We start from the raw sequence: 24,950 nt of genomic DNA on the forward strand, positions 1-24,950 counted from the left end.
CATCTTGGAATGACCACGCAGCCCGACGACCCCATGGAGCCCCGCCCGCCCTTCTTCCATTTCTACGAGCGCCGCCGCGACCTGCGGGAGGAGCTCTCCCTCGCGGCGCTGAGCTTCGTCCTCGCCAAGGCCGTGTCCGCGAGCGTCGGGCCGTTCGAGCCGGCGCGCGTCGGCCTCCTCGCCGTGGGCCTCGTCCCCTTCCTGAGCTACGCCTGGATCGCCATCCAGAGCGTCCGCGGGAGCCTCGGCCCCCAGCGCTGGAAGAGCCCGCAGGCCAAGGCCAGGCATCAGCTCGAGGAGCTCGCCCAGTTCGGCGTCCGCGTGTTCGTGGCCCACTACGCCGGGTTGCAGCTGGCCGGCCACGTTGGCGCCCACGAGGGCCTCGCCGCCCAGCTCCTCCCCTTACTGATCTACGCGCTGCAGGCCAAGGCCTACCACGACATGCACGTGGTCCAGCACCTGCGCGGCCACGCGCTGGGGCCTGCAGACCGGGACCTCGCGGCGCGCTGTCGCTCCCTCGATTGAGCGCTTCGGGGGACAATCACGGCCGACCAAACGGGGAGGTCGCGCGCCTGCGCCCCGTGGACCTATGCTGCGCCCACCATGACCGAGCTGCGCTATCGACTGTTGGGGAAATCGGGCCTGCGCGTGTCCGAGATCTGCCTTGGGACCATGAGCTTCGGGACCCAGTGGGGCTTTGGGGCCGACGAGGCGACGAGCCACCAGGTCCTCGACGCCTTCGCCGGGGCGGGCGGCAACTTCTACGACACGGCGAACAAGTACCACGGCGGCGAGACCGAGGAGATCCTCGGCAACTGGTTGGAGGCCGGCGGCTCGTCCCGTCGCGATCGCAGCGTGGTCGCGACCAAGTACACCCTGGCCATGGATCACAGCGATCCCAACTCGGCCGGCAACAGCCGCAAGAACATGGCCCTGGCCGTGGAGGCGAGCCTCGAGCGGCTGCAGACCGACTACATCGACCTGCTGTGGGTCCACGCCTGGGACCGCTACACCCCCTACGAGGAGACCATGCGCGCCCTCGACGACCTGGTCCGCGCGGGCAAGGTGCTCTACGTCGGCATCAGCGACGCGCCGGCCTGGGTCGTCTCGGCCGCCAACGTCAAGGCCGAGCTCAGCAACTGGACCCCCTTCGTCGGCCTGCAGATCGAGTACAGCCTGCTCCAGCGCACCCCCGAGCGCGACCTGCTGCCGATGGCCGAGCACTTCGGCCTGTCCGTGGTCGCGTGGGCGCCCCTGGGCGCGGGGGTGCTGACCGGCAAGTACACCCGCGGCGACGGGGGCGGCGGCGACTCCCTGCGCAAGGCGGCCAACGAGGCCCGCGGCCGGACCAGCGAGCGCAAGCTGGCCGTCGCGCGCACCGTCGACGCCGTCGCCGACGAGCTCGGCGTGACCTCGGCCCAGGTCGCCCTCGCCTGGGTCCGCGCCCAGGGCTACGGCTTCTTGCCCATCGTCGGCTCGCGCAAGGTCGCGCAGATCGAGGACTGCATCGGCGCGGTCACGGTCGAGCTGAACGCCGAGCAGCTCGCCAAGCTCGACGAGGTCAGCAAGATCAACCTCGGCTTCCCCCACGACTTCCTCGCGGCGCCGCAGGTCCTCGACCTGGTCCACGGGGAGATCCGCACGCGCATCGACGGGCGCTGAGGTGGAGCTTCGGGGGCTCTTGGGTGTGCTCGCGGTCTTGGCCGCGGGCGCTTGTGTCGACGGCGCGCGCGAGCTGCCGAGCGCCGCGATCGTCGATCAGCCGGCGGAGTCGGAGGAGCCGCCGCTGCCCGAGCTCGATCCGGAGCCCGAGCCCGCGCCGGTCACGAGCTGCAGCGTCCGCGAGACCCTGCAGATCGGCGAGGGCGAAGAGGCCGGCGAAATCTCGGTCCTCGACGACGGCAGCGTGCTCTTTTCCGCGGGCATGGCCATCGACGCCGACGGCTCACCCCGGGCCTACCACCCTCGCTCCAGCGTCGGCCTCGACTACCTCGCAAACGCCGGCCGCCCCGGTCACTGGTGGGCCCTCGTCGTCGACCCCGACGGCGCGCCCGTGGTCCAGGGCGAGGGCGACCCCGCGCCGGGCTACTACGTCTCGATGACCGCCCTCGAGGATCGCGGCAAGGCGGAGACGGATCCGCGCCGCTACGTCGACGCCGAGCGCATCCCCTACGTCGTGCTCCCGGCGAAGGCCCGGACCGAGATCGGCATCTGGCTCGGCGACCTCGCCCTCGTCGTCGACCCGGAGTCTGGCGAGCAGGCCTTCGCGCTCTTCGCCGACATCGGCCCGAACGGTCACCTCGGCGAGGGCTCGATCGCGCTGGCGAAGGCCCTGGGTATTCCGTCAAACCCCAGGCGCGGGGGAACGGATCGGAAGTTGACCTGGCTGGTGTGGCCGGGGACCGGGGACCACCACCCGCACGATGATGCGTGGATCAAAGAGCAAGGGCGCGCAGCCTTTGAGGCCTGGGGCGGCCAAGCGAGGCTCGAGCGCTGCCAGCTTGGTTCATCGTCCAACCCTCCCGACAGCCCGAGCACCAACTAGGCCCGAAAACGCTCACCTTTGGAGGAGAATGGTCATGGTGTCCGGCGTAGCCGAGGTCTATCGTGAGGCCCGAGCTGTGATGAGCCAGAGCACTCCCGTTACCGTCGACACCTCCAAGACCAAACAAGCCCGGATCTCCATGGGCGTCATGGGCAGCGTTGGCGTTGGCCTCCTCGCCGCCGGCTTCAGCTTGGACTGGGGCTTTTTGGGCATGTTCTGGTCGGGGGTGCTGGCCGTCGGCAGCTTGGGCGGCCTGGCCATGACCTTCAAGAGCGGCGGCTTTGCGGTGGCGGCGTGCCCTTCGTGCTCGGCGCCCATGCAGCTGGGCCAGCTGGGCGAGACCTTCCTGCACCGATGTGAAAAGTGCGGCAGCTATAGCCACGGCAAAGACACCATGACCCTGGTCGCCGACGACCACGTGGCCGAGTCGGCGACCTTCCTCAGCCCCTTGAACAACGTCGGCCTGCGCTGGCCGACCAACGAGGCGGGCGAGCTCGCGTGCCCCATGTGCAACGCCGACGCGCAGCTACGCAAGATCGAGCTCGGGGACCTGTCCGCTGGCGCCGCGATCGGGGTGGGCGGGAAGATCACGACCTACAGCTTCGACGTTCCGCAGTGTCCCCAGCACACCGACGGCATCGCGCTCGAGAAAGAGTGGGACCAGGAGGATCAGCCGCTCGTGCTGGCCTTCCGCTCGCGGGCCTACCAGCTGCGCTACAACGAGCTCAACGGGTATTGAGGCCTTTGCCTCGACGCTGCGGAGCGCTGGATCAGCGCCAGACTGATTTGTTCCCGTCCCGGTCAGCAAGCTATGCCTGGCCGGGACAGGCTGATTGGCCGGATGACACGTGTCTTCCTCAACGATAGATTGAGGTGTGGACGTTCCGGAGGAGTACTTTGGCCGCGAGCAGAGCTACCTCAAGCACCGGTTCTTGACCGAATACTTGCGAGCTTGGGCACACAAGATTGGGAGACTAGTCGCAAGGGAAGGTGGCAAGCAGCGGATTTGGTACATCGATGTGTTCGCGGGGCCGTGGCGATCGCAAGATACTGATCTTCGGGATACGTCGATCTACATCGGTTTACAGGCTCTGGAGGAGGCCGCTGAGACTTTGCGGGAACAGGTTGGGGCAGGGATTGAGCTTGGCGCGGTCTTCGTTGAGAAAAGTCCGTCTGCCTTTCGGCGGTTGAAGAGCTACCTCGACGGGAGAGGGGGCGCGGTGGTGACCGACGCCTATCTCGGCGAATTTGGTACCCATGTCCGGGCGATCCAGGAGCTCATTGGTGATGATCCTGCCTTCATCTTCGTGGATCCCACAGGGTTCAAGGGAGTCGAGATGCGCTTCATCGCGCCCTTGGTCGAGCCCCGCTTTCGGGATGTCTTGATCAACGTGATGTTCAATGACGTCAATCGGTGGAAGGACGATCCGCGCGCCTTCCTTCGGGAGCAAATGCGCGCGTTCTTTGGTTTGTCCGACGCCGATCTACCCTCGGGGCTCGGGGAAATCGAACTGATGCGATTGTATCGCGCTCAGCTCAAGACGAGGTGCAACGTTGCGTGGGCTGCGGACATGAGCATCCCGCATCCAACGATCGAGCGGACATGGTTTCGTCTCGTCATCGGCGGCAAACACGAAAAGGTGCTCGAGGTCTTCCGCAGTGCGGAAAAACGAGTGGCCGGAGCGGAGGCGTCCATCATTCGTGAGGGGGCGAGGAGCCGCAGGACGGCGCAGGGCTCGCTGTTTGCGCCGGAGGAGATTGCTTCCACGGAAGACCGGCGCTACGCGCAGCAGCAACAGGCGGATCTGACTCGGGTGGGCGCTGAGTTGAGCAAAGTCCTAGAGCGGGGCCCACTGCGATGGAGTCGAGTCTGGCCGCGCTTGCTGGAGGAACTCCACCTGACCCGTGGAGACCTGAGCAAGCAGTGCTTTCAGCTGTATTCGAACGGGCAACTCTCGGTGTCGCCGACACCGGGGACGAGGCGAAGGACCTTGCACGACGATGACGTGATCTCGCTGAGAGCCAGTGATGCGCGTGGGCAGGCTTGACGATCCGAGCCGTGCGTGATCAGGTGATGCCATGAGCGACGGGAGCACGATCGAGTGGACGGACGCGACCTGGAACCCCGTGCGCGGTTGCTCGAAGATCAGCCCCGGTTGTAAGCACTGCTACGCGGAGACCTTCTCTGAGCGATGGCGTGGCATCCCCGGCCACCCTTACGAGCAGGGCTTCGATCTACGCCTCGTCCCCGAGAAGCTCGCAGAGCCCTTGAGCTGGTCGAAGACGAGGAAGGTGTTCGTCAACTCGATGAGCGACCTGTTCCATTCGGGCGTGTCGGATGACTACATCCGGCTCGTGTTCGAGACCATGAAGGCGGCCGACTGGCACCTCTTTCAGCTCCTGACCAAGCGCGCCGATCGGCTGCAGCAGTTCACGGCCTCGCTCCCCATGGACTTTGTCCAGGAGCACATCTGGCTGGGCGTCAGCGTGGAAGATCGCAAGTACGGCTTGCCGCGCATCGACGCGCTCCGGGGTGCACGCGCGGGAGTACGTTTCTTGTCGGTCGAGCCCTTGCTGGAGGATCTTGGCGCCCTCGACCTCACCGCCATCGATTGGGTCATCGTCGGGGGAGAGAGCGGCCCTGGTGCGCGCCCCATGGAGGCAGACTGGGTCCGCTCGATCCGCCGGCAGTGCCGAGCGCAGCGGGTGCCCTTCTTCTTCAAGCAGTGGGGCGGTATTCGCAAGAAGATCGCAGGCCGAAAACTGGACGGGCGGACCTACGACAACTTCCCGAAGGTCGCCACGAATGCACCGCCTGCTCGCGCCGAGCGGCACCGACGAGCCGCGGAGGTGCGCTCGCACATCGAGGCCGTGCTGAGCTCGCTGGCCCCCGCTGCTTAGGAGCCAGCCTAACCGCCGATCTTGCTCTTCGCCTTGGCGATGCGCGAGTCGGCCTTCGAGTTGCCGAGGCTCTTGGCCTTCTCGTACTGCTCGAGCGCGTCGCGGTAGCGCAGGACCTTGTAGTAGGCGTCGCCGAGCTTGATGCGGTAGCCGCTGTTCTTGGGCGCGGCCTTGACGGCTCGCTCGGCGTAGAGGACGGCCTTTTGGTTCGAGCCGGTGTCGAAGTTGATGTCCGACAGGCCCATGAGCGCCATGGCGTTGCGGCGGTCGTAGGAGATGGCCTGGTTGAACAGGGTCTTGGCCTCGCTGCGGCGGCCGGCCCGGAGGGCGTCCATGCCTTGCTTGGCGAGCTCGGCGGCCTTGTCGGGGTCGCGGGTGGAGCCGCCGAGGGTCTCGTCGTCACCGGAGCCCGAGTTGGACTTCTTGGGTCGACGGTTGCGCTTTTTGGTGCTGGCCGAGTCGATGACCGGCTCCTCTTCGCCGGCCTCGCCGGCTCCTTCGCCAGCCTCGGCGCCTGCGTCGTCGTCGATGATCTCGCCGTCGTCGGCACCCTCGTCCGCGTCGACGGGGGCGGTGGGCGGCGGCGGGGCGCTGGCGACGTTGATGCCGGCTCCGCGAGCGGCGTCGACGGCCCGGTTGCTGGCGAGGGCCGAGCGCTTCGAGCCGGTCTTGCTCTCCTCGGCCTCCATGGCGAGCAGGTCGTTGGCCTTTTGCTCGGCGAGGCCCTTGTCCTCCTCGGCGAACACGTCGAGCCAGCGGGCCGCGCTCAGCTCACCCTCGGTGAAGTCGCCGGTGGAGGCCCGGGCTCGGAAGTCGGCGAGCTCGCCCGCGGTCCGACCCGAGCGCTCGCGGGCCTCGCCGTCCTCGGGCTTGAACAGGTAGGCCATCGCGTAGTAGTCGCGGGCGAAGCCGCGGGCCTCGGGGACGCCCCAGTAGCGGTTGCCCAGGGTCGAGAGGGTGCCGTGGAATTCGTCGCGCAGCTCGACGGCCCGTTCTTCGCCGGCGTCGGCGGCCGAGCCCTCGAGGTGCTCGAGCTCGATCACTTTTTGGAAGGCGGTGGGCGAGTCGGGCTCGGTCTCGGGCGGGTAGACCCACTGGGTCTTCGAGCCGGCCTCGCGGGCCTCGATGGTCAGGGCCTGGATCTGGTCGAGCTCCTCGTCCGTGGGCTTGCCGCCCAGGAAGATCCACGCCAGGAGCACGCCGATGACCAGGGCGCTGGCGGCCGCGATGACCGGGACCAGCCAGCGGTTGCCCTCGGGCATCACGATGACGTTGGGGTTGGGCATCCCCTTGAACAGCCGCTCGCGGCGCTCGGGGTCGATGCCCTCGGGCAGCGGCAGGTCGTCCCAGGGGGTGACGATGCCGGCGGCGATCTGGGCCTCGCACAGCGCGGCCTCGAGGTCGTCCATGTCCTGCCAGCGCGCGGCGGCGTCCTTCTCGAGGCACTTCATCACCACGTCGGCGAGCTCCTTGGGGATCTCGCGGTCGGGGCGGCACTCGAGCAGGGGCTTGGGGGCTTCGTAGAGCTGCTGCTGGAGCAGCTCCTGGATGCCCTCGGCGAGGAAGGGCGGGTAGCCGACGAGGAGCTCGTAGGCCATGCAGCCGAGGGCGTAGATGTCGAGGCGGCCGTCGAACTTGGTGCCCGTGATCTGCTCGGGCGCCATGTAGTGCGGGGTGCCGGCGATGTTGCCCCCCTCTTCGGAGCCCGCCGCGACCATGGCCGAGATGCCGAAGTCGACGAGCTTGACCAGCTCGCGGCCGTCCTCGTTGACCACGATGATGTTCTCGGGCTTGATGTCGCGGTGGACGATGCCGCCCTTGTGGGCGGCGGACAGGCCCTTGCAGACCTGGCGCAGCAGGCCGATCAGGCGCGGGGGCTCGATCCAGTCGTCCTCGGTCTCGGGGACCAGGTCGCCGCCGGGGATGAGCTCCATGCAAAAGAACAGGCGCCCGTCCTCGAGCTCGCCGAAGTCGTAGATCTCGACGATGTGCTTGGACCCGACGCTGCTCGCCGCCCGGGCCTCGTCCTCGAAGACCTTGGCCATGGTCTCCTCTTGGGACAGGTCGAAGCGCAGGATCTTGAGCGCGACCTTGCGGGCGATGTTGATGTGCTCGGCCTCGTAGACCACGCCCATGCCGCCCTCGCCGAGCCAGCGGAGGATGCGGTAGCGGGTCCCGGGGATGACCTTGCCGGGGATCAGGCGGACGCGGCCCTGCTCGCTGCCGGGCTCGGCGAGGCGCTCGATGCCCTGCATCTGGGTTCCCCGGTGCTGCCCGCGGTTGGACTGGAAATCTTCGGCGGTCGGCCGGGTGTCGACCTCGGTGCGCCGGGTCGCGGCGTCCTTGCCCGGAGGCGGCAGCGTGCTCGCATTTGGGTTGACGTCTTCGCGAGCGATTGCTGCGACCGTGGGCGCCGCGGCGCCGCCGCGGACGGGGCCGGGCGGCGGAGGCCCGGCTCCGACCATGGTGCGCTTGGCCGAGGGGTTGGGCGGTTTGGCGTTGAGTTCGGACATCGACGCGTCCTCGCGGTCGCAGCTCGCGAGTGACTGCCATGCTACCTGGTTATCCGCTCGGTGCACACGCTTGCCCCCCGAACGAGGCCACCGTGGTGATTCGGGGAGGTGTCCCCTTTGGCCCCAGGCCGCCGCGCTTGGCGGTCCCTTCGATCACTCCAGGTCGAGGAGGGCAGGGGTGTCGGGTGGCTCCAGGCCAGCGGCCGCGAGCTCGCCGAGGGCAAAAACCGGAACGTGGGGTCGCAGGCCCGTCATCAGGGCCGCGAGGGCGGGGCGGGCCCGAGCGCTGCACAGCACGATCGCCGGCCCTTCGCCCTGGACCCGCGCGAGCACGCGCTGACGCTCCTTGGGGCTCAAGTGGACGCGGGGACGATTGGCCCCAGGCTCCCAGCGTGCGACCAGCAGATCCTCCAGGTCAGGGCTGGCTCGGAGCCAGCGAGGGTCACCGAGCTCACACACGCCAGCGTGCAGCTCTCGCAGCCAGCGATCGGCCAGGGCCTCGCGGGCGAGCTCGGGCCAGCGCGATCGCTCGTTGGGGTCGTGAAAGCAACGCTCCTCAGCCAGGGCGGTGAGCAATGCGGTGACGCTCGGCAGGGGCACGCGCTCGCGCACGAAGGCCCGGGCGATGTGCAGCAGATCGATGGACTCGGCGCAGCGCATGGCTCGACGCACGACCGCCGGTCGGCGCCGACGCTCGCGCTCGATCGCCCCTTCGATGGCGTCGAGCTCGAGGAGCGCGCTCGCGCCCCGGGTGAGGGCGTGGAAGCCCGCGAGCAACCAGGCGTCGGGGTCGTCGGCGGCGCTCGCTTCGATCGTCTCGCGGGCGAGGCTGCGGTCCTCGAGGTCGAGCGCGAGGGAGCGCTCGGGGAGCTCGGGGCGGAGCTCGAGCACCAGGGGCGGAAAGGGCAGGTTGAGGGTCGCGCTGCAGCGCTGGCGCAGGGCCGGGAGCGCGCCCTCGAGGTCCTCGCGCAGCTCGGGGCGAAGGCTCGCGGGCACGCCCACGCGCAGGGGCTCGGGGCTGGCGAGCTTCTTCGCGGCCGCGGGCGCGCGGGTGAGGTACAGCGCGACGAGCAGCAGGCCCACGCCGGTGGTACCAAAGGCGAGGGTCGGCATGCCCGGGACGGCCGCGAGGACCAGCAGCAAGGTCGCCGGGGCCAACAGCATGGGCGCCTCGAGCCAGTCGAACAGCCGCGGGCTCCGGGCCGCGTCGCGTCGATCGACCCGGGACACGAGCATGGCCGCGGCCAGGGCCAGGAGCATGGCGGGGAGCTGGGCCAGGAGCCCGTCGCCGACGGCCAGGCGCCCATAGACGCCGAGGCTCTCGACCAAACCCGCGCCCTGGCGCATGCCGATCGCCGCGCCGCCCACGAGGTTGATCGCCGTGATCACCAGGCCGACGAGCGCGTCGCCCTTGACGATGCGCATCACCCCGTCCATGCGGCCGAAGAAGTCCGCGCGCTCGCCCAGCTCCGCTCGACGGGCGCGGGCTTCGTCGGCGCCGATCTGGCCGCGAGCGCGCTCGCGGTCGATGGCGACCTGCTCCCCGGGCAAGCTGTCGAGGGTGAAGCGGGCCGCGACCTCGGCGACGCGCTCGGCTCCGCGGGCGATGACCAGGTACTGGATCGCCGTGATCACCCCAAACATGACCGCGCCCACGAGCAGGTCGCCGCGCACGACGAGTCCGGCGAAGGCGTCGATGACCCGGCCGGCGTCAGCTTGCGAGAGGATCAGCCGCGTCGTCGAGACGTTGAGGGTCAGCCGCGCGAAGGTCAGGACCAAGAGCAGCACCGGGAAGGCCGCGAAGTCGAGCACCCGGCGGATCTGCAAGGTCGCCACGAGCACGACCACCGCGCAGGCCAGGCTCAGGGACAGCAGCGCGTCCAGGGCCGCCGTCGGCAGGGGCACGAGCAGGCCCACCAACAGGGCGATCACGGCCGCCGCCGGGGCGAGGCCGCGGAGCAAGTCGAGCGTCGGTCTCACACGGCCAGCCATGGGCCGCGGATCCTAGCAAGGTGGCCGCTAGTCCCCGAATTTCGAGCAACTCGGGGGGCTAAGGTTGCGGCTCGGCGCGCCGCAGCAGCACCGCGTGGGTCGTCACGGCCGAGACCGCCGGCAGACCCCACAGCACGTTGCCGCGGAAGCCCACGAACACCGAGCCGGCCGCGGACACCCGGTACTTCTCGGGCAGGTCCTCGCGGGCCAGGGGCGTGTCGTACTGACCGCCGACGATGATCGCCCCCCAGCCGCCCACGTTGACCCCGACGTCCGCCGTGATGCCGACCGGCGAGCGCTGCGGCTGGATGCTCCCGGTCTGGCTCCCGGTCAGCTTGAAGCTCAGCGCCGACGAGAACTCGAAGGCCGGCGACCAGGCCCCGCGGCCAAACCAGTAGCGCCCGGCGATGCCGAAGTTGCCCCACAGGTCCTCGTTGTCGCTGCCGACCACGGCCACCTTGGGCCCGAGGGTGAAGCGCGTGAATTTTTGCTGCCCGATGGTCTCGGTGTGGGCGGCGAAGTTGACCCACACCTCGTAGCTGACCCGGGCCGAGTTCCACTCGAAGATGTCGCCCGAGACGCTGATGTCGCCCTGGCGCAGGCGGTAGGCGTAGGCCGAGGTCGCGAGCAGCTCGACCCCGAAGCCGCAGCCCGGGTCGGCGATCAGGCAGCGCCACTTGGGCTTGCGCGTGTCGAGGCTCGGCTCGTCCTCGAGGGCGTAGCGCTCGCGCAAGCGGGCGACGTCTTCGGGGCCGTAGTGCAGCTCGGCGTCCTCGCCCGCGCTGGCCTCGGCGGGACCTTCGACGGCGCCCTCGGGCGTCGGCGCGAGGGCCAGCGAGGCCAGCAGCAGCCACGCGCTCCCACTCACGATCACAGGGCCACCCCCCCGGCGACGAGCCCGAGCAGGGCCAGGGCGATGATCGGGCCGGTCACGATGCCGTGGCCGCGCATGCCAAAGACCACGCGGCTGTCCTGGTCGAGGAAGTCCCCGGACACGAACAGTCCGCCCCAGCCGCCGAAGCCGAGGCCGAACTCGGCGTGGGTGCCCCAGTAGCGCCCGGAGGCGTTGAGCACCGAGGAGTTGACCCCGCCGATGCTGAAGTCGAGGTGGACCGCGTTGCGCTTTTGGGCCAGCCACAGCTGGTTGACCAGGGCCACCCGGGCGCTGCGGATCGGGCTGGTCTCGGTGATGCCGGCGAAGGTCTCGCTCGAGTCCTGGGTGGTCGCGGTGATCGAGGCCGAGCCGATGGAGTAGCTCCCCGTCAGGCCCACGCCCCAGGGATGCCAGTGCTTGCGGGCGAGGATCAGCGGGCGGAACATCATCCCGCCGCGGACCCGGACCTGGGAGTAGGGCACGTCGAGGCCGCGGTTGCTGGTGATCAGGTTGAGCCCGACGCCGACGTCGGCGTCGGCGATCAGCGACGCGCCGCACTCGCTGTCCTCGACGAAGCAAAAGCGCACGGGGCCCTTGCCGACGGAGGCGAAGGGGTACTTTTTGTCGGGCCGCACGGCGTCGCCGGGGAAGCGGACCTCGGAGACCGGCGCGACCTCGAAGAAGGGGCCGTAGTCCTCGGGCTCCTGGAAGCCGCTGCCCTCCTCCTCGGGCGGGGGCGGGAGCGCGGCCTCGCCCTCGGGCTGGCCGGGCTCGGGCTCATCGGCGTAGTTGGTCAGCGGGGTCAGCCCGCCGTAGCCCCCGGAGGCCGACGCGCCGGGATCGCCGCTGGGCTCGGGCTCCTCGGCGTGGAGCTCACCGAAGCCCGCGTCCGCCCCCCCGCTCTCGGCACCCGGATCGGCGGACCCGTCCTCGACGGGGCCGGCCGCAGTGCCCTCCGCAGGCGGTGCGAAGAGCAGGATCGTCGTGAGCGCGAAGTCGAGCAAGTGGGCGGACCTTCAATCGCCGAGGCCGCTGCATCTTACAGGAACGCACCTGTCGTGCCGGGGCGAAGGGCTGTCCACTCCGTGAGTCCGATCGGTTGTTTTTCACGGCCCACGGGTCGGCTGGAGGGAACGAGCGTGTTCGGCGCCGTGCTTGGAAGTGCGCATGCTGGCACCCAAAGCAAGGTTAGACAGACTTTGTTCAAAAAGTTCGAGTTTTTTCTTGCAACGCGTTTTTCTCAGAACAAAGGGTGAACAGACCTTGCAACGAGTACAGGTCAGCCATTCAAAAACGCGAGAAAAGCCATGAAATTCCACAGCCTGATCAAGACCGCCGCCATCGCCTCTTTCCTGACCATTCCGCTGACCGCTTGCCCGTCCGACGACGGTGGCGACGACGAGGTCGGCGAGGAGGAGGATGACACCGCGGGCGAGACGACCAGCGGCGAAGACACGACCGAAGACGGCTCGACCGAGGAGGAGACGACCGAAGAGGAGTCGACCACCGAGGAGGAAGAGGAGACCACCGAGGAAGAGACCACCGGCGGCGACGAGGGCCGCGTGCGCCTGATGCACCTCGGCGTGTTCCCCGGTGACGAGAACACCGGCGTCGACATCTTCGTCAACGGCGAGGCTCCCGGGATCACCTTCGAGTTCAAGCAGGGCACCGACTACGTCGCCCTGCCCGTCGGCACCTACGACTTCGACATCGTCCCCGCCGGCGGCACCATCGACGACTCGGTGTTCACCGTCGAGGGCTTCGCGATCGAGGCTGGGGTCGACTACGCCGTGTTCGCGTCGGGCTACCTCGATCCGGGCGACGGCGACGGCGAGTTCGGCGTGGCCTTCTTCCCCGAGAACCCGGCCGACATCGCCGAGGGAGATACGCGCCTCAACGTGATCCACGCCGCGGCCCTGGGCGCCTTCAACCCCGTGGACGTGTGGCTCGTGGACGAGAACTGCGACCCGACCATGCCCCTGCTCGAGGACTTCCCCTACCTCGGCGGCGCCCTCGACTTCGACGTGCCCGTGGGGCCGCTGTCCCTGGGCCTCGACGTCGGCCAGGACGCCACCGTCGACGCCTGCTTCTTCGTTCCGGAGCTGCCCGGCGGCGCGCTCATCAACGTGTACGCCGTGAACACCAGCGAGGGCGTCCCCTCGCTCATCGCGCACCTGCCCGACGGCTCCATCGCCGAGGTGAACCCCGAGGGCTGAGAATCGAGACCGACCAACGAAAGAGGGATGCACCGTCGCGGTGCATCCCTCTTTTTCGTTGGGGCTTGGACAATCAGAGCTTCACAGCACTTCGCCGCTCTTGGCGTCGCACTCCGAGCGCGGGACCTTGATCCACCCCTTGCCCTTGCAGTCGTTCTCGCCGGCGCAGGAGTGCTCGATGCCCAGCTCGGGCTTGTTGACGTTGCAGGCGCTCTCGCCCTTGCACTCGTTGATGCCAAAGCACTTGACCACCTCGTCGGCGTTGGCGTCCCCGCCCGCGGCGTCTCCGGGGTCCGTGGTGCCTCCCGAGGACTTGTCGCAGGCGCCGAGGAAGAGCGCGGCGGCGGACAGGGCGAAGGCGGACATGAGCTGCTTGTTGGTGTTGGTCATGGTCGGCTCGTGGCGGGTGCGAACGCAGGGAGTATGTCTGCGCGCGCGCCAAGGTTACGTGGAATTCGCGCGCTGGGGCTCGAAATTCGCGGCCTGCGTTCCGCCGCGGGGTCGAGTTCGCGCTATCTTGATCCTCGGTGCATCGTCGCCCGTACATTGGTCACGGGGTGGGTCTGCGGACCCGCCACTACGCCCGCGCGCTCGCGGGTGCGCTCGACGTCGACTGGGTCGAGGTGATCAGCGAGAATTTCCTGGCCAGAGGTGGCCGCCCCGTCGCCACCCTCGAGGCCGTGCGCGAGCGCATGCCCGTGGTCCTGCACGGGGTCTCCCTGGGCATCGGCTCCCTCGACGCCCCGGACCCGGGCTTTCTCCGGGAACTCCGGGAGCTGGCCGAGCGCATCGAGCCGGCGTGGGTGTCGGAGCACCTGTGCTGGGCCACCCACGCCGGTCACCACAGCCACGCCCTGCTGCCTGTGCCGCACACCCGCGAGGCCCTCGACGCCGTGGTCGAGCGGGTCGCGCGAGCGCAAGACGTCCTCGGCCGGCGGATCTTGCTCGAGAACGTGTCGAGCTACGTGCGCTTTGGCGCCGACGAGATGCGCGAGTGGGAGTTCCTGTCCGAGCTGTGCGCCCGCGCGGACTGCCTGCTGCTCCTCGACCTCAACAACATCGTCGTCAACGCCACCAACCACGGCTTCGACCCCCTCGAGTTCCTCGACGGCGTGCCCGGCGAGCGCGTGTGGCAGTTCCACCTGGCCAACCACAGCGACCGCGGGATCTACAAGTTCGACTCGCACCGCGGGGCCGTGCCCGAGGCGGTGTGGCAGCTCTACCGCGCCGCCCTCGAGCGCTGGGGGCCGGTGTCTTCGCTGGTCGAGTGGGACGAGGAGACGCCGGAGTGGGCGGTGTTGGCGGCCGAGCAGCGCAAGGCGGCGGCGATCGCCCGGGAGCTGTGCGGCGCGGCGGCGGACGAGCGCGAGCCTCGTTGGCCGCCGAGCCTGGCCGGGGCGCCCGCGCCTGCTGCCGCGCCCCGCTCGCCCGCGCCCGAGCTCGCCGCGCTCCAGCAGCACTTTTGGGAGCTCATCACCTACCCCTCGGGCGTCGACGACTACCTCTCGGGGTCCAACGCCGCGACCCAGGACCTGTTCACCGAGAGCTTCGTCGAGAGCCCGAGCTTTCCCCGGCTCGCGCGCATGGAGGTCTACGCCAACGACTACTTTTGGCGCCTCGCGGGCGTGCTCGAGGATCACTTCCCGGTCGCGGCGTGGATGCTGGGCACCGTCGAGTTCCACAACCTGGTCACGGACTACGTCCTCGCCCAGCCCTCGCGGGATCCGGACCTGCGCAACTACTCGGCGGGCTTCCCCGCCTTCGTCGCCAGCCACGTGCTCAGCGGGGCCGAGCCGGAGCTCGTCGAGGTCACCCGCATCGAGCACGACCGCATCCGCCTGTTGACCTGCGCCGACCAGCCCCTGCTGCGCCCCGAGGACCTCGCGCAGCTGCCCCTCGACGCCTGGCCGCGGGCCCGCTTCGTCGTCGCCGAGACGGTCGCGCTGCACCCGACCACGCGCCCCTACACCGTCATGCGTGGTTTTTCTCAGGAAGGCTTGCGGCTGCGGGAGGCCAGGCGTCGCTGCCCGGCCCGGCCCGGGTACACGCTGATCTGGCGCCAGGCCCTGGGCACGCGGGTCCGCGACCTCGACGACGCCGAGGCCCGGGCGCTCACGGCCCTGATGTTCGGCGCCTCCTTCCTCGAGATCTGCGCGGCGGCTTCTGGGGTCGACTCTGGGGTCGGCGAGGCCTCGCCCACGGCCGACACCGAGGCGGGCGCCGAGGCCGACCCGCAGCAAGTCGCGCTGTGGCTGCGCCGCTGGGTCGACGACGAGCTGCTCACCGCGATGCAGACGTGAACGCGGCCAGCACCGGCCGGAGCGCCTCCGCGTCGCGCTTGCCTCGCTCGAAGATCTCCACGACCTTGTCGGGCGAGGTGTAGTCCCAGATCCGGATCGGCAGGGGCTCGGGCGCGGCGAGGTAGAGGATCTCGGCGCCCTCGGGGGTCCGCATGGGGATGCGCGGCGTGGGCTTTTTGTGGCTGATCAGGCACACGATCTTGCGGCCCTCGGCGCGGGCGTGCTTGGGCAGGGCGCGGATCGGGGTGTTGTCGACGAGGCCGCCGTCGAGGAAGGTGCGGCCGCCCTCGCGCTGGATCCGGGTGAAGGGCGGGATCGTCGAGGACGCGACGATCCAGTCGATGAGCTCGGCCGGGCTCTGGGCGTCGTGGGAGCTGAGCGCCCGGTAGCCGAGCCCCGGGGCGAGGTGGCCCGGGCCGTGGAGGTCGCGGCGGCGGCGGGCGATCATGTGGTTGCGCACGGCCACGGCGCTGGTCCGGACCAGGGGGTAGCCCGGCTCGATGTGGCTGATCAGCATGTGCACCGGGACGCTCTCGCGCACGCGCTCGAAGCCCCCGCGCTCGAGGATCGCCGCGATGGTCCCGCGGTAGATGCCGTCGTGGGGGAAGGCGCGGTCGCGGCGGGAGAACACCCGGCGGGGGTAGATGTTGCTCTCGTTGCGGTCGACCTCGTCGAGGAAGACCTGCATGGTCTCGGGGAACAGGCCGGTGCAGCGCGCCAGGGCCATGGCGACGCCGGCACTGACCGCGGACCAGCGCTCGATCGGCGGCAGCAGGTCCTCGAGCACCTCGTAGGCGCCCATGCCCCAGAAGGTCTTGCAGCCTCCACCGGAGAGCACGAGGGAGATGGGCTCCGCCATGGCGGCGCGGAGCATAGCTCGATCATCGGTCGGGATCACCGGCCTGGATCACGAGCTGCGATCACGCGCTGGGGTCGGCGTTGCTGCGCACGCGGCCGGCCGCGAAGGCGCGAGCTCGGGCCGGCTCGCGGAACACGCCCAGGCGCTCGTCGTGCAGCTTCGTGGACAGCCGCCGGACCTGCATCACGCCCGCGGCCGAGCGGACCAGGATCGCCAGGCGGGCGAAGGTCTCGAGCAGGTAGGTCCGCATCCGCCGGGACTCGTGCTCGAAGTCCGAGTCCGAGCGACCGATGGCCTCGCGGCTGTCGAAGAGCACGCCCCAGTGCGCCGGGTCGTCCATCAGGGGGGTCACGCCGCGGAGCATCATGACGACGTCGAGGGCGTTGAAGGAGCCGACCGGCTTGCGCCGCATGACCATGACCGCCTGGCTCGGGTCGAGGCCAATGTCGAAGCGATCGTTGGACTCGACGACCTCGAAACCCGCGAGGGACGAGTGGAGCGACCGCTCGTTCATGCGCGGAGTGTATCAGGTACCGGCCGACCGGCGGAGGCCACAAAGACGGGCGAATTCGCCGCAATTCATGACACTTCGTGTCTGATGGGCGGCGCAGATCCAGGCCCCAAAGCAGTAAGCTCCGCTCCATGCCCGCCCCCTCGCGTCTGCCTGATCGCGCCCGCGTCGTCGTCATCGGCGGCGGCGTCATTGGCTGCTCCGTCGCTTACCACCTCGCCCACATGGGCGAGACCGACGTGGTCCTGCTCGAGCGCGACAAGCTGACCTCCGGGACCACCTGGCACGCGGCGGGCTTGATGGTCTGCTTTGGCTCCACGTCGGAGACCTCCATGGAGATGCGCAAATACACGCGCGATCTCTACGCGCGCCTGGAGGCGGAGACGGGTCAGGCCACGGGCTTCGCTCCGGTCGGCTTCATCGAGCTCGCCAGCGACGCCGATCGCCTCGAGGAGTACCGCCGGGTCTCGGCCTTCAACCGCCACTGCGGCGTCGACGTCGAGGAGATCGGCCCCGCCAAGGTCAAGGAGATGTTCCCCCTCGCCGAGGTCGAGGACGTGCTCGCGGGCTTTTACGTCGAGGGCGACGGTCGGGTGAACCCCGTGGACGTCACCCAGGCCCTGGCCAAGGGCGCGCGGCTCCAGGGCGCGACGATCTTCGAAGAAGTTCGGGTCACCGGCGTGACCCAGGCGCGGACCCTCGAGCTGCGCGGCAGCAAGGTCACCGGGGTCGACTACGTGCGCACCGTGGGCGGGCAGGAAGAGCGCGGGCACATCGAGGCCGAGGTCGTCGTCAACTGCACGGGCATGTGGGCGCGCCAGCTCGCCGGGAGCTCGGGCATCAGCGTGCCGCTGCAGGCGGCCGAGCACTACTACCTGATCACCGAGGCCATCCCGGAGCTGGGCGCGGACTGGCCGGTGATCGAAGACCCGGGCTGCTACGGCTACTACCGCGAGGAGGGCGGGGGCCTGATGATCGGCCTGTTCGAGCCGGTGTGCGCCCCGTGGAAGGTCGAGGGCATCCCCCAGGACTTCTCCTTTGGCACGCTCTCGCCGGACTGGGATCGCATGGGGCCCTACCTCGAGAAGGCCATGAGCCGGGTGCCGATCGCCTACGACACCGGGGTCAAGCTGTTCTTTTGCGGGCCCGAGAGCTTCACTCCGGATCTCTCGCCCATCGTCGGCGAGGCGCCCGAGGTCAAAAATTACTTCGTCGCCGCGGGCCTGAACTCCATCGGAATTTTGACCGGCGGTGGTCTGGGCCGGGTGCTCGCCCACTGGATCTTGACCGGGCGCGCCGACGTGGACATCACGGCGATGAACGTCGACCGCCTCCAGCCCTACCAGTGCACGCCGGAGTACCGAGCCACGCGCACCGTCGAGAGCCTGGGCATGGTCTACCAGTGCCACTACCCCATGCGCTCGATGCAGACCGCGCGCGGGGCCAAGCGCTCGCCTTTTTACGAGGCCCTGAAGGCCCAGGGCGCCTACTTTCGTGACGTCAGCGGGTGGGAGGGCGCCGACTGGTACGCGGGCCCAGGCGTCGAGCCCGACCCGGGGCCGCTGTCGTGGGGCAAGCCGCGGTGGTTCGATCGCTGGGCCGCCGAGCACAAAGCCTGCCGCGAGGGCGTGATCGTCATGGACATGAGCTTCATGGCCAAGTTCATGGTCCAGGGCCGCGACGCCGGGGCGTGCCTGGAGCGGGTCTCGGCCAACCGCGTCGACGGCAAGGTCGGGCGCATCACCTATACGCAGTGGCTCGACGAGGCCGGCAAGCTCCAGGCGGACCTGACCGTGACCAAGCTCGGCCCCGAGCGCTACCTGGTCATCGCCTCGGACACGGCCCACCGCCACGCCGAGACCTGGATGGTGCGCAACTTCCCGGCCGACGCCCACGTGTTCGTGTCGGACGTGAGCTCGGGCTACGCCCAGCTCAACGTCCAGGGCCCGCGCTCGCGGGCGCTCATGCAGGCGATCACCGACGCCGACATGTCCAAGGAGGCCTTCCCCTTCCGGGGCGTGCGCGAGCTGGCGATCGGCTTCGCCACGGTGATCTGCACGCGCATCACCTACCTGGGCGAGCTCGGCTACGAGCTCTACATCCCGACGGAGCAGGCCATGCACGTCTACGAGCGCATCGTCGCCGCGGGCGCGCAGTTTGGCCTGGTCCACGCCGGGCTCAAGGCCCTGGCGAGCCTGCGCATGGAGAAGGCCTACCGCGACTACGGCCACGACATCGACAACACCGACACGGTGCTCGAGGCGGGGCTGGGTTTTGCGGTGCGGCTCAAGAAAAAGGGCGGCTTCATCGGCCGGGACGCCGTCGCGGCGCAAAAGGCCGCGGGGCCCCTGGCCAAGCAGCTCGTGCAGATCCTGCTGACAGATCCGGAGCCGATGCTGTTCCACGCCGAGCTCGTCTACCGCGACGGCGCGTGCGTGGGCTACATCCGGGCGGCGAGCTATGGGCACACCCTGGGCGGGGCCGTGGGCCTGGCGATGATCGAGTCTGGCGACGGCTCGCCGGTGGACGCGGACTACGTCGCGGGCGGGACCTGGGAGGTGCTGATCGGGAACGAGCGCTACCCGGCGAAGGCCTCCCTCGCGCCGATGTACGACCCAAAGATGGCGCGCATCAAGGCCTGAGTGCCGTCATGCCCCCGCGGGCGTCTGGGAGCTGGGGGCGGCTCGTCATGGATTGAGCGACTCGACGTTGACGACCTCGATGTAGAAGATCAGCGTCGAGTTCGGGGGGATCGAGCCGGTCTTGCGCTCGCCGTAGCCGAGCTGCGGCGGGATCACCAGCTTGCGCCGCATGCCGACCCGCACGCCGACCAAGCCGCGCTCGAAGCCTTCGATCACTCGCCCCTGGCCGAGCTCGAACTCGAAGGGCCGGTCGCGCTCGTGGGTCGAGTCGAACACGGTGCCGTCGGGCAGGACGCCCTCGTAGTGCAGGCGCAGCTTGGAGCCCGCGGCGGCCTCGGGTCCTTCGCCGAGGGCGTAGTCGCTGCGCTCGAGCCCGTCGGCGTCGACGTTGACCTGGAGCGCCTCGCCCTCGAAGCCGGCTGGGATGGGCGAGTTCCTCGGCGGGGGCTCGGGCTCGGGCTCGGCGGCGTCGAAGTGCTCCGCCTCGAGCCAGACCGTGGGCTCGTGTGAGGCGGCCTCGGGAGCCTCGGGCTTTGTGGTTTCGGGACCTTCGCCAGGGCTCTGCGTCACGCAGGCGGCGAGCATCAGCGTGCCCAAGAACAGCGGCGCGCGTGCTCCCATGGTCCGAGTCTAGCAGTTCGCCAGGGAGGGTCGGCGAATGGCGAATGGCGAATGGCGAATGGTCAATGGCGGGGTTCGTCTTTCCGCAGCGAGGGCAGGCGCTGACGCCGAGGGTCACGGCTGCGTTGGGCGGGTGTACCCTCGCGCGGTGACCGAGCAGCTGCGCCGCCTCGTCTACGATCACCTCTCCCACGAGAGCGTTCGGTTCCCGGGGAAGATCGAGCCGGGGATCTTGTTCACCGCGGCCCTCGAGCACGGGCTCGGGCTCGCGCACCTCGACGGCGAGGAGCTGTTGGCGGTGGTCGACGAGAGCCAGTACCTGCAAGCGGGCACCAAGGTCATGGGCCTGCTCAACGACTCGATCAAGGCCCGGCGCTTTTCGGGCATGTTGATCACGGATCGCCGGATCATCGGCGGCGATCCGTGCCTGGCGATTCCTCTCGCGGACATCGTCGGCGCGCGCACGAGCGGGCGCTTGATCGCCAAGGTCGAGGTCCTCGCCACCCGCGGCAGCCAGACCTTCGAGCTCGAGGCGGCCCCGCAGATCGCCGCGTTGCTCACCGCGATGACCTCCTCGATCCCGGACCGCGAGCGCGTCGGTGTCCGTCGCCCCCTGTGCGCGCCGAGCTCGGGGGACCCCTTGGGGATCAACCACATCTACGACGGCCAGGCGGTCGACGGGCGGGTGACCTCGCTGCTCGGGCTCGCGTCCTTGTTCGCGCGGGCCGGCGAGGACGGGCTCGCGCGCGGCCGCGATCTCGCGTGGCGGGCGATGCTCTTGCAAAAGACCGCCGCCCTCGGCCGCGGCTCCCACGGCGGCTCGTGGCTCAGCCCGCTGCATCGCGGTGACTTCGCGGGCCTGCTGCCGCGCCTGTTCGGCCGACCGACCCAGGCCTGGACCGACCCCCAGGGCGGCTGGGGCTTCGAGTTCGTGGTCGAGGAGAGCGTCGCCGCGGCCACGATGAAGTCGGCGGTCGGGCTCCTGGCCGGAGCGCTGATCGGCGTCGGCGGGGTCGTGCTGCCCAAGCGCTCGGCTCTGCGCGTCGTCTGCTGGGAGCTCGGGCAGTTCACGGCGTTCACGCTGATGGCGACCACGGGCCTGCGCGGGACCAAGGCCGACGGGGAGGATCTGCGCCAGCGCGAGTGGGCCCACACGATGCTCGCGGCCCACGAGGGCCGGACGATCCTGCTGCGGGCGATCTACGGGTGGCAGCACCCCCTCGACGCCCTGCTGGCGGCGGACCCCCGGGCCGTGCTCGCCCACGTCGCCGAGCACATCGGGACCATCGATCTCAGCGCCTTCTTCCCCGAGGTCCCCGCGGATCAGATGATCGCGATCAGCCCCGAGATCGCGGCGATCATGGCCGAGGTCGAGTCCAAGTCCCTCGACGACATGAAGCGCGAGGCTCACGAGGCCTGGCGGGCGGCCCAGGAGGCCGGCACGGTCAAGGCCTTGTCGCGCGCGGCGCTGGGCTTTCAGCACGTGTCCTTGTTTGACGAGTCGATCGCCGCCTACCGAGAGCTCGCGCAGCGCCACCCCGCGGAGGCCTCCGAGGCCTGGCAAGGGATCGGCGACAGCTACCTGCACCGCGCGGACATGGGCGCGAGCGAGGACCTCGCCCGCGACTTCGAGGCGGCCCTGCACGCCTACGAGCAGGCGATGCTCGACCCCCAGGTGACCCGCAGCTACCTCGAGCACAACTACTGGGAGGCCACCAGCGGCCTCGCCAAGCAGCGCGGGGGCGACGAGGCCCGGCGCGTGCTCTCGCGCTACGTCGAGCGCTTCCCCACGGGGGAGCACCGGCCAGAGGCCACGAAGATGCTGGGAGCTTAGAGGTCTCAGCGACGGCGGCGGATCAGGCCGGCGAGGCCGAGGAGCCCGAGCAGACCGAGGCCTGCGGTGCCCCAGCGGCCGGCCCCGTCGTCGACGGAGCAGTGGGCGCAGCCGCCCTCGTCACCGCCCGTCGACGGACCGCCGCGCTTGCCACCTTTGAGGCCGCCCTTGGGCTCGGGCTTGGGCGCGGCGATGGGCCCGGCGGGCAGGGGGCCGACGTCGGCCTCGATGCGCTCGGCGGCGGACTCGGTCACGAACTCGGCCAGGGTCGCGTCCCGGGGCACGAAGGCCAGGTCCTGGGCGACGGCCGGCGGCGCGCTGCCTTCGCGGTTCTCGGGCGGCCCGCCCCAGATCCCGCGCTGCGGCTCCTCGCACTCGATGGGCCCCTCCCACTCGTGGCGGATGATGTAGCGGGCCTGGAAGTTGTTGTACCCGCCGGGCTCCTCGACGGCCCCGCGCTCGAGCTGCCCGTCCTGGACCAGGTGCTCGCGCCCGCCGACGATCGCCGGCGCGGCCTGGAACACCAGGTCCTCGCCCAGGGAGCTCGCGTCGTAGCGCGCGTGCAGTCGGGTGAGCACGAACTCGTTGGGCACGCTCCACTGCCAGTCCGAGGGCACGCGCTGCTTGTCGAAGGCGTCCTGGTAGGTCGGGAGCGCGTCGGCGCCGAGGGTCACGAGCTCCTCGAGGCTCAGGGGCGGCTCGGGGCAGGGGTCGCAGCTGCCCGCGGCCCAGGCGTACTCGGTGACCACGGCCTTGGGGTTGTTGGCCAGGGTGTGGTCGAAGAGGGAGGCGTAGAAGCTGCCGAAGCGCTCGCGGACTTCATTCTTGACGTCGAGGTTGGTGGGGATCGCGACGTTGTCGTAGTTGGCGGTCTCGTAGCGGACCCCGCGGGCGAGGATGTGCACGAGCAGGTCCTGGGGGCCCTGGGCGTTGATCAGGCCCAGGCGCACGGGCAGGGCGAAGTCCTGGGAGTCGTAGTGAAAGCGCAGGGGCGAGAGCTCGGCCTGGCCGTTGGCGTCGAAGGTGACCTTTTCGCTGTCGACCTTGGCGACGAAGAACTTGCTCCCGCTGGCGACGTAGGGTTCGAGCAGGGGCTGGGCTCCCGCGGGGATGTTGTACTGCTCCTGGCGCAGCCAGGTGTCGAGGCCCGTGGACTCCTTGGCCGAGAGGATCACGACCTGGTACTCGCCGACCTCGAACTCGGCCTCGATGGTCACCCCGAGGTCCTTGGGCTCCCGGCCTCCGCCCGCGGGCGCCATCTCCATGGCGTCCTCGACCGTGTCGGGCTCGGGGTAGCCCCAGTAGGGGTTGCAGGGGTCTTGCTCCCAGTACTCGACCAGGCGCGGCGCGGCCAGCTTGTCGACGCGGTCGAACACGTCGGCGGGCAGCACCCGGACGTCGTCCTCGTCGAGGACCACGGGCACGGGGACGACCATGGCGAAGTCCTCGGGCGGGCCCTCGTAGTTGTTGGCCATGGACAGCACCGTTCGCGTGCCGTCGCGCATGAGCACGACCATGGTCGCGTTGTTGTAGAGCTCCGCGTCCGCGCCGGCGACGTAGAAGCCACAAAAGGCGGCGGCCTGGCTGGGTACGAGGGACAGGGTCGCCGCCGCGCTGACACTCAGAGCGAGGGCGATCGCGGAGCACAGGGCGGCGAGGCGGGGACGCGTGGAGCAAAGGCGGGGGCGAGACATGGCGAGGGGCAATCATACGCTCGGGCGCACTTTTGCGGGGGTTGCTGAAGCTGCCGAGTTTGCGAGCTCCCCTCCGAGCGCAACGTGGCGTGAACTCGAGGTGACGGAAACCCGCCGGCCACGACACGAGCGTGCATGCCTTCCCCCCTCGTCTCCCCCCCGCTTCGCACTGGCATCGTCTGCTCCGTCCTCGGCATCGGCCTCGGCTTGTGTCTAGTGTCCACCTCGGCGCGCGCCTACGAGCCCAGCCCCATGGACGAAGTCGCGCCTGGGGCTGGCTTGCCCGGTGAGACCGAGATCTATGGCGGCGAGACCGTCAACGACTGCGGCTGGCCGACGACCGTGTCCCTCGACGGCTGCACGGGGACCCTGGTCCACCCCGAGGTGGTGCTGTTCGCCGGCCACTGCATCGCCCTCGGCGGCGGGGCGCCCAACGTGGTCACCTTCGGCGAGGACTTCAACCAGCCCGCGCGCACGGTCCAGACCACCCAGTGCGGCGCCCACCCCAACTGGCAAAACCCGGGCAACGACCTGGCCTGGTGCCGCCTCGCCCAGCCCGTCACCGACATCCCCATCGTCCCGCCGCTGATGGGCTGCGAGGTCGACCAGCTCCAGGTCGGCAGCGAGGTCACCATCGTCGGCTTCGGCGAGGCCGACGACAACCTCGGCTGGGGCCCCAAGCGCGAGGTCACGACCACGGTCACGGACCTCTACGGCGGCGAGGCCTACATCGGCGGCAACGGCCTCGACTCGTGCCAGGGCGACTCCGGCGGGCCCGTCTACATCCAGCTCGACGACGGCTCCTGGCGGGTGTTCGGCATCACCTCGGGCGGAGGCGCCTGCGGGACCGGGGGCATCTACGAGATGATGCACGTCGGCATGGAGTGGTTCGAGGGGCAGATCGGCCTCGACATCACGCCCTGCACCGACGCCGACGGGACCTGGAACCCCGGCCCCGACTGCGCGGAGGCGCCCTACGAGCCCGGGACCGCGGGCGGGGCCTGGAACTCGGGCTGCTCGGCCACGGACGTCACCGGGCTCATCGGGACCTGCGGGGAGCCCTACGGTGGCGGCGGCGGTGAGGAGGACACCGGCGGCGGCGAGGAGGAGACGACCGGCGGCGGCGAGGAGGAGACGACCGGCGGCGGTGAGGAGGAGTCCGGCGGCGGCGAGGAGGAGTCGACCGGCGGCGAGGAGGAGTCGGGCGGCGAGTCGGGCGGAGAGTCCGGCGAGGACTCGGGCGACGACGAGGTCGGCGGAGACGGGGACACCGCTGCCGACGAGGGCGAGACCGCGGGCGACGGCGGTGGCGCGGACGGAGACCTCGGCGAGGAGGGCTGCAGCTGCTCGAGCGCCGACGCGGGCGGCTCGGGTTCGACCGGGCTGGGCTTGGGCCTGCTCGGTCTGGGCTTGGTCTGGCGACGGCGCCGGAGCTGAACTGGGCGGGG

Annotated in this window: 20 protein-coding genes; 11 read left to right on the forward strand and 9 right to left on the reverse strand. The window is 69.9% G+C overall.

From position 1 onward, the window contains the following. Nucleotides 1–9: 9 nt before the first annotated feature. The 6 genes from PPSIR1_RS12425 to PPSIR1_RS12450 all read left to right on the forward strand — a co-directional run bounded on the left by PPSIR1_RS12425 (nt 10) and on the right by PPSIR1_RS12450 (nt 5,446). Complete coding sequence (locus tag PPSIR1_RS12425; protein ID WP_006971416.1) at nt 10–525, forward strand: hypothetical protein; 516 nt, start codon at nt 10–12, stop codon at nt 523–525. Between the two features lie 78 nt (nt 526–603). Next, nucleotides 604–1,662: an aldo/keto reductase gene (locus PPSIR1_RS12430; protein ID WP_006971417.1), complete on the forward strand. Its 1,059-nt coding sequence runs from the start codon at nt 604–606 to the stop codon at nt 1,660–1,662. Nucleotides 1,663–1,687: 25 nt separating this feature from the next. Next, nucleotides 1,688–2,545 carry a glycoside hydrolase family 75 protein gene (locus PPSIR1_RS42530; RefSeq protein WP_006971418.1) on the forward strand — a complete coding sequence of 286 codons (858 nt, stop codon included), beginning with the start codon at nt 1,688–1,690 and terminating at the stop codon, nt 2,543–2,545. A gap of 79 nt (nt 2,546–2,624) precedes the next feature. Continuing rightward, on the forward strand, nt 2,625–3,284 hold the full coding sequence (locus PPSIR1_RS12440) for a zf-TFIIB domain-containing protein (RefSeq protein ID WP_157595481.1): 660 nt from the start codon (nt 2,625–2,627) through the stop codon (nt 3,282–3,284). 136 nt (nt 3,285–3,420) lie between these two features. After that, a complete protein-coding gene (locus PPSIR1_RS12445) occupies nt 3,421–4,593 on the forward strand; it encodes a three-Cys-motif partner protein TcmP (protein ID WP_006971420.1) in 1,173 nt (390 codons plus the stop codon). A 31-nt stretch (nt 4,594–4,624) separates the two neighbouring features. Then, complete coding sequence (locus PPSIR1_RS12450) at nt 4,625–5,446, forward strand: DUF5131 family protein (protein ID WP_006971421.1); 822 nt, start codon at nt 4,625–4,627, stop codon at nt 5,444–5,446. A gap of 8 nt (nt 5,447–5,454) precedes the next feature. Here PPSIR1_RS12450 and PPSIR1_RS42535 read toward each other — a convergent pair whose 3' ends face one another. From PPSIR1_RS42535 to PPSIR1_RS12470, 4 genes are all read right to left on the reverse strand, one after another. Next, nucleotides 5,455–7,959 carry a serine/threonine-protein kinase gene (locus PPSIR1_RS42535; RefSeq protein WP_006971422.1) on the reverse strand — a complete coding sequence of 835 codons (2,505 nt, stop codon included), beginning with the start codon at nt 7,957–7,959 and terminating at the stop codon, nt 5,455–5,457. Between the two features lie 153 nt (nt 7,960–8,112). After that, complete coding sequence (locus PPSIR1_RS42540) at nt 8,113–9,951, reverse strand: FHIPEP family type III secretion protein (protein WP_086001266.1); 1,839 nt, start codon at nt 9,949–9,951, stop codon at nt 8,113–8,115. Nucleotides 9,952–10,009: 58 nt separating this feature from the next. Continuing rightward, entirely contained in the window at nt 10,010–10,819 is an 810-nt protein-coding gene (locus PPSIR1_RS12465) for a hypothetical protein (protein ID WP_157595482.1), read from the reverse strand. A 2-nt stretch (nt 10,820–10,821) separates the two neighbouring features. After that, complete coding sequence (locus PPSIR1_RS12470) at nt 10,822–11,829, reverse strand: hypothetical protein (RefSeq protein ID WP_006971425.1); 1,008 nt, start codon at nt 11,827–11,829, stop codon at nt 10,822–10,824. A 303-nt stretch (nt 11,830–12,132) separates the two neighbouring features. Between PPSIR1_RS12470 and PPSIR1_RS12475 the strand changes: the two genes are divergently transcribed. Continuing rightward, nucleotides 12,133–13,041 carry a DUF4397 domain-containing protein gene (locus PPSIR1_RS12475; protein WP_006971426.1) on the forward strand — a complete coding sequence of 303 codons (909 nt, stop codon included), beginning with the start codon at nt 12,133–12,135 and terminating at the stop codon, nt 13,039–13,041. A gap of 81 nt (nt 13,042–13,122) precedes the next feature. On the opposite strand, the gene PPSIR1_RS42545 is transcribed toward PPSIR1_RS12475, so the two are convergent. Continuing rightward, nucleotides 13,123–13,431, reverse strand: coding sequence for a hypothetical protein (locus PPSIR1_RS42545; protein WP_006971427.1), 309 nt, complete (start codon nt 13,429–13,431; stop codon nt 13,123–13,125). A gap of 167 nt (nt 13,432–13,598) precedes the next feature. Between PPSIR1_RS42545 and bufB the strand changes: the two genes are divergently transcribed. Then, on the forward strand, nt 13,599–15,341 hold the full coding sequence (gene bufB, locus PPSIR1_RS49250; RefSeq protein WP_006971428.1) for an MNIO family bufferin maturase: 1,743 nt from the start codon (nt 13,599–13,601) through the stop codon (nt 15,339–15,341). Here bufB and PPSIR1_RS12490 read toward each other — a convergent pair. Next, a complete protein-coding gene (locus PPSIR1_RS12490; RefSeq protein WP_157595483.1) occupies nt 15,322–16,200 on the reverse strand; it encodes a patatin-like phospholipase family protein in 879 nt (292 codons plus the stop codon). The two genes, bufB and PPSIR1_RS12490, sit on opposite strands and share 20 nt — an antisense overlap. Before the next feature lie 61 nt (nt 16,201–16,261). After that, nucleotides 16,262–16,714, reverse strand: coding sequence for a hypothetical protein (locus PPSIR1_RS12495; RefSeq protein WP_006971430.1), 453 nt, complete (start codon nt 16,712–16,714; stop codon nt 16,262–16,264). A gap of 128 nt (nt 16,715–16,842) precedes the next feature. Here PPSIR1_RS12495 and PPSIR1_RS12500 point away from each other — a divergent pair, with 128 nt between their 5' ends. Next, nucleotides 16,843–19,353 (forward strand): GcvT family protein, encoded by a 2,511-nt coding sequence (locus PPSIR1_RS12500; protein WP_006971431.1) that lies wholly within the window; start codon nt 16,843–16,845, stop codon nt 19,351–19,353. 45 nt (nt 19,354–19,398) lie between these two features. Here PPSIR1_RS12500 and PPSIR1_RS12505 read toward each other — a convergent pair whose 3' ends face one another. Further along, entirely contained in the window at nt 19,399–19,974 is a 576-nt protein-coding gene (locus PPSIR1_RS12505) for an FKBP-type peptidyl-prolyl cis-trans isomerase (protein WP_006971432.1), read from the reverse strand. Nucleotides 19,975–20,122: 148 nt separating this feature from the next. On the opposite strand from PPSIR1_RS12505, the gene PPSIR1_RS12510 reads away from it, so the two are divergent. After that, on the forward strand, nt 20,123–21,808 hold the full coding sequence (locus PPSIR1_RS12510; RefSeq protein WP_006971433.1) for a tetratricopeptide repeat protein: 1,686 nt from the start codon (nt 20,123–20,125) through the stop codon (nt 21,806–21,808). Nucleotides 21,809–21,813: 5 nt separating this feature from the next. Here PPSIR1_RS12510 and PPSIR1_RS12515 read toward each other — a convergent pair whose 3' ends face one another. Beyond that, entirely contained in the window at nt 21,814–23,502 is a 1,689-nt protein-coding gene (locus PPSIR1_RS12515; protein WP_053335353.1) for a DUF2330 domain-containing protein, read from the reverse strand. A 216-nt stretch (nt 23,503–23,718) separates the two neighbouring features. Between PPSIR1_RS12515 and PPSIR1_RS42550 the strand changes: the two genes are divergently transcribed. Then, nucleotides 23,719–24,939, forward strand: a complete 1,221-nt coding sequence (locus PPSIR1_RS42550; protein WP_006971435.1) for a S1 family peptidase — start codon at nt 23,719–23,721, stop codon at nt 24,937–24,939. The last annotated feature ends 11 nt before the right edge of the window (nt 24,940–24,950 follow it).

Origin of the sequence: Plesiocystis pacifica SIR-1 (assembly GCF_000170895.1) — a bacterium.
GTDB classification, from domain to species: domain Bacteria; phylum Myxococcota_A; class Polyangia; order Nannocystales; family Nannocystaceae; genus Plesiocystis; species Plesiocystis pacifica.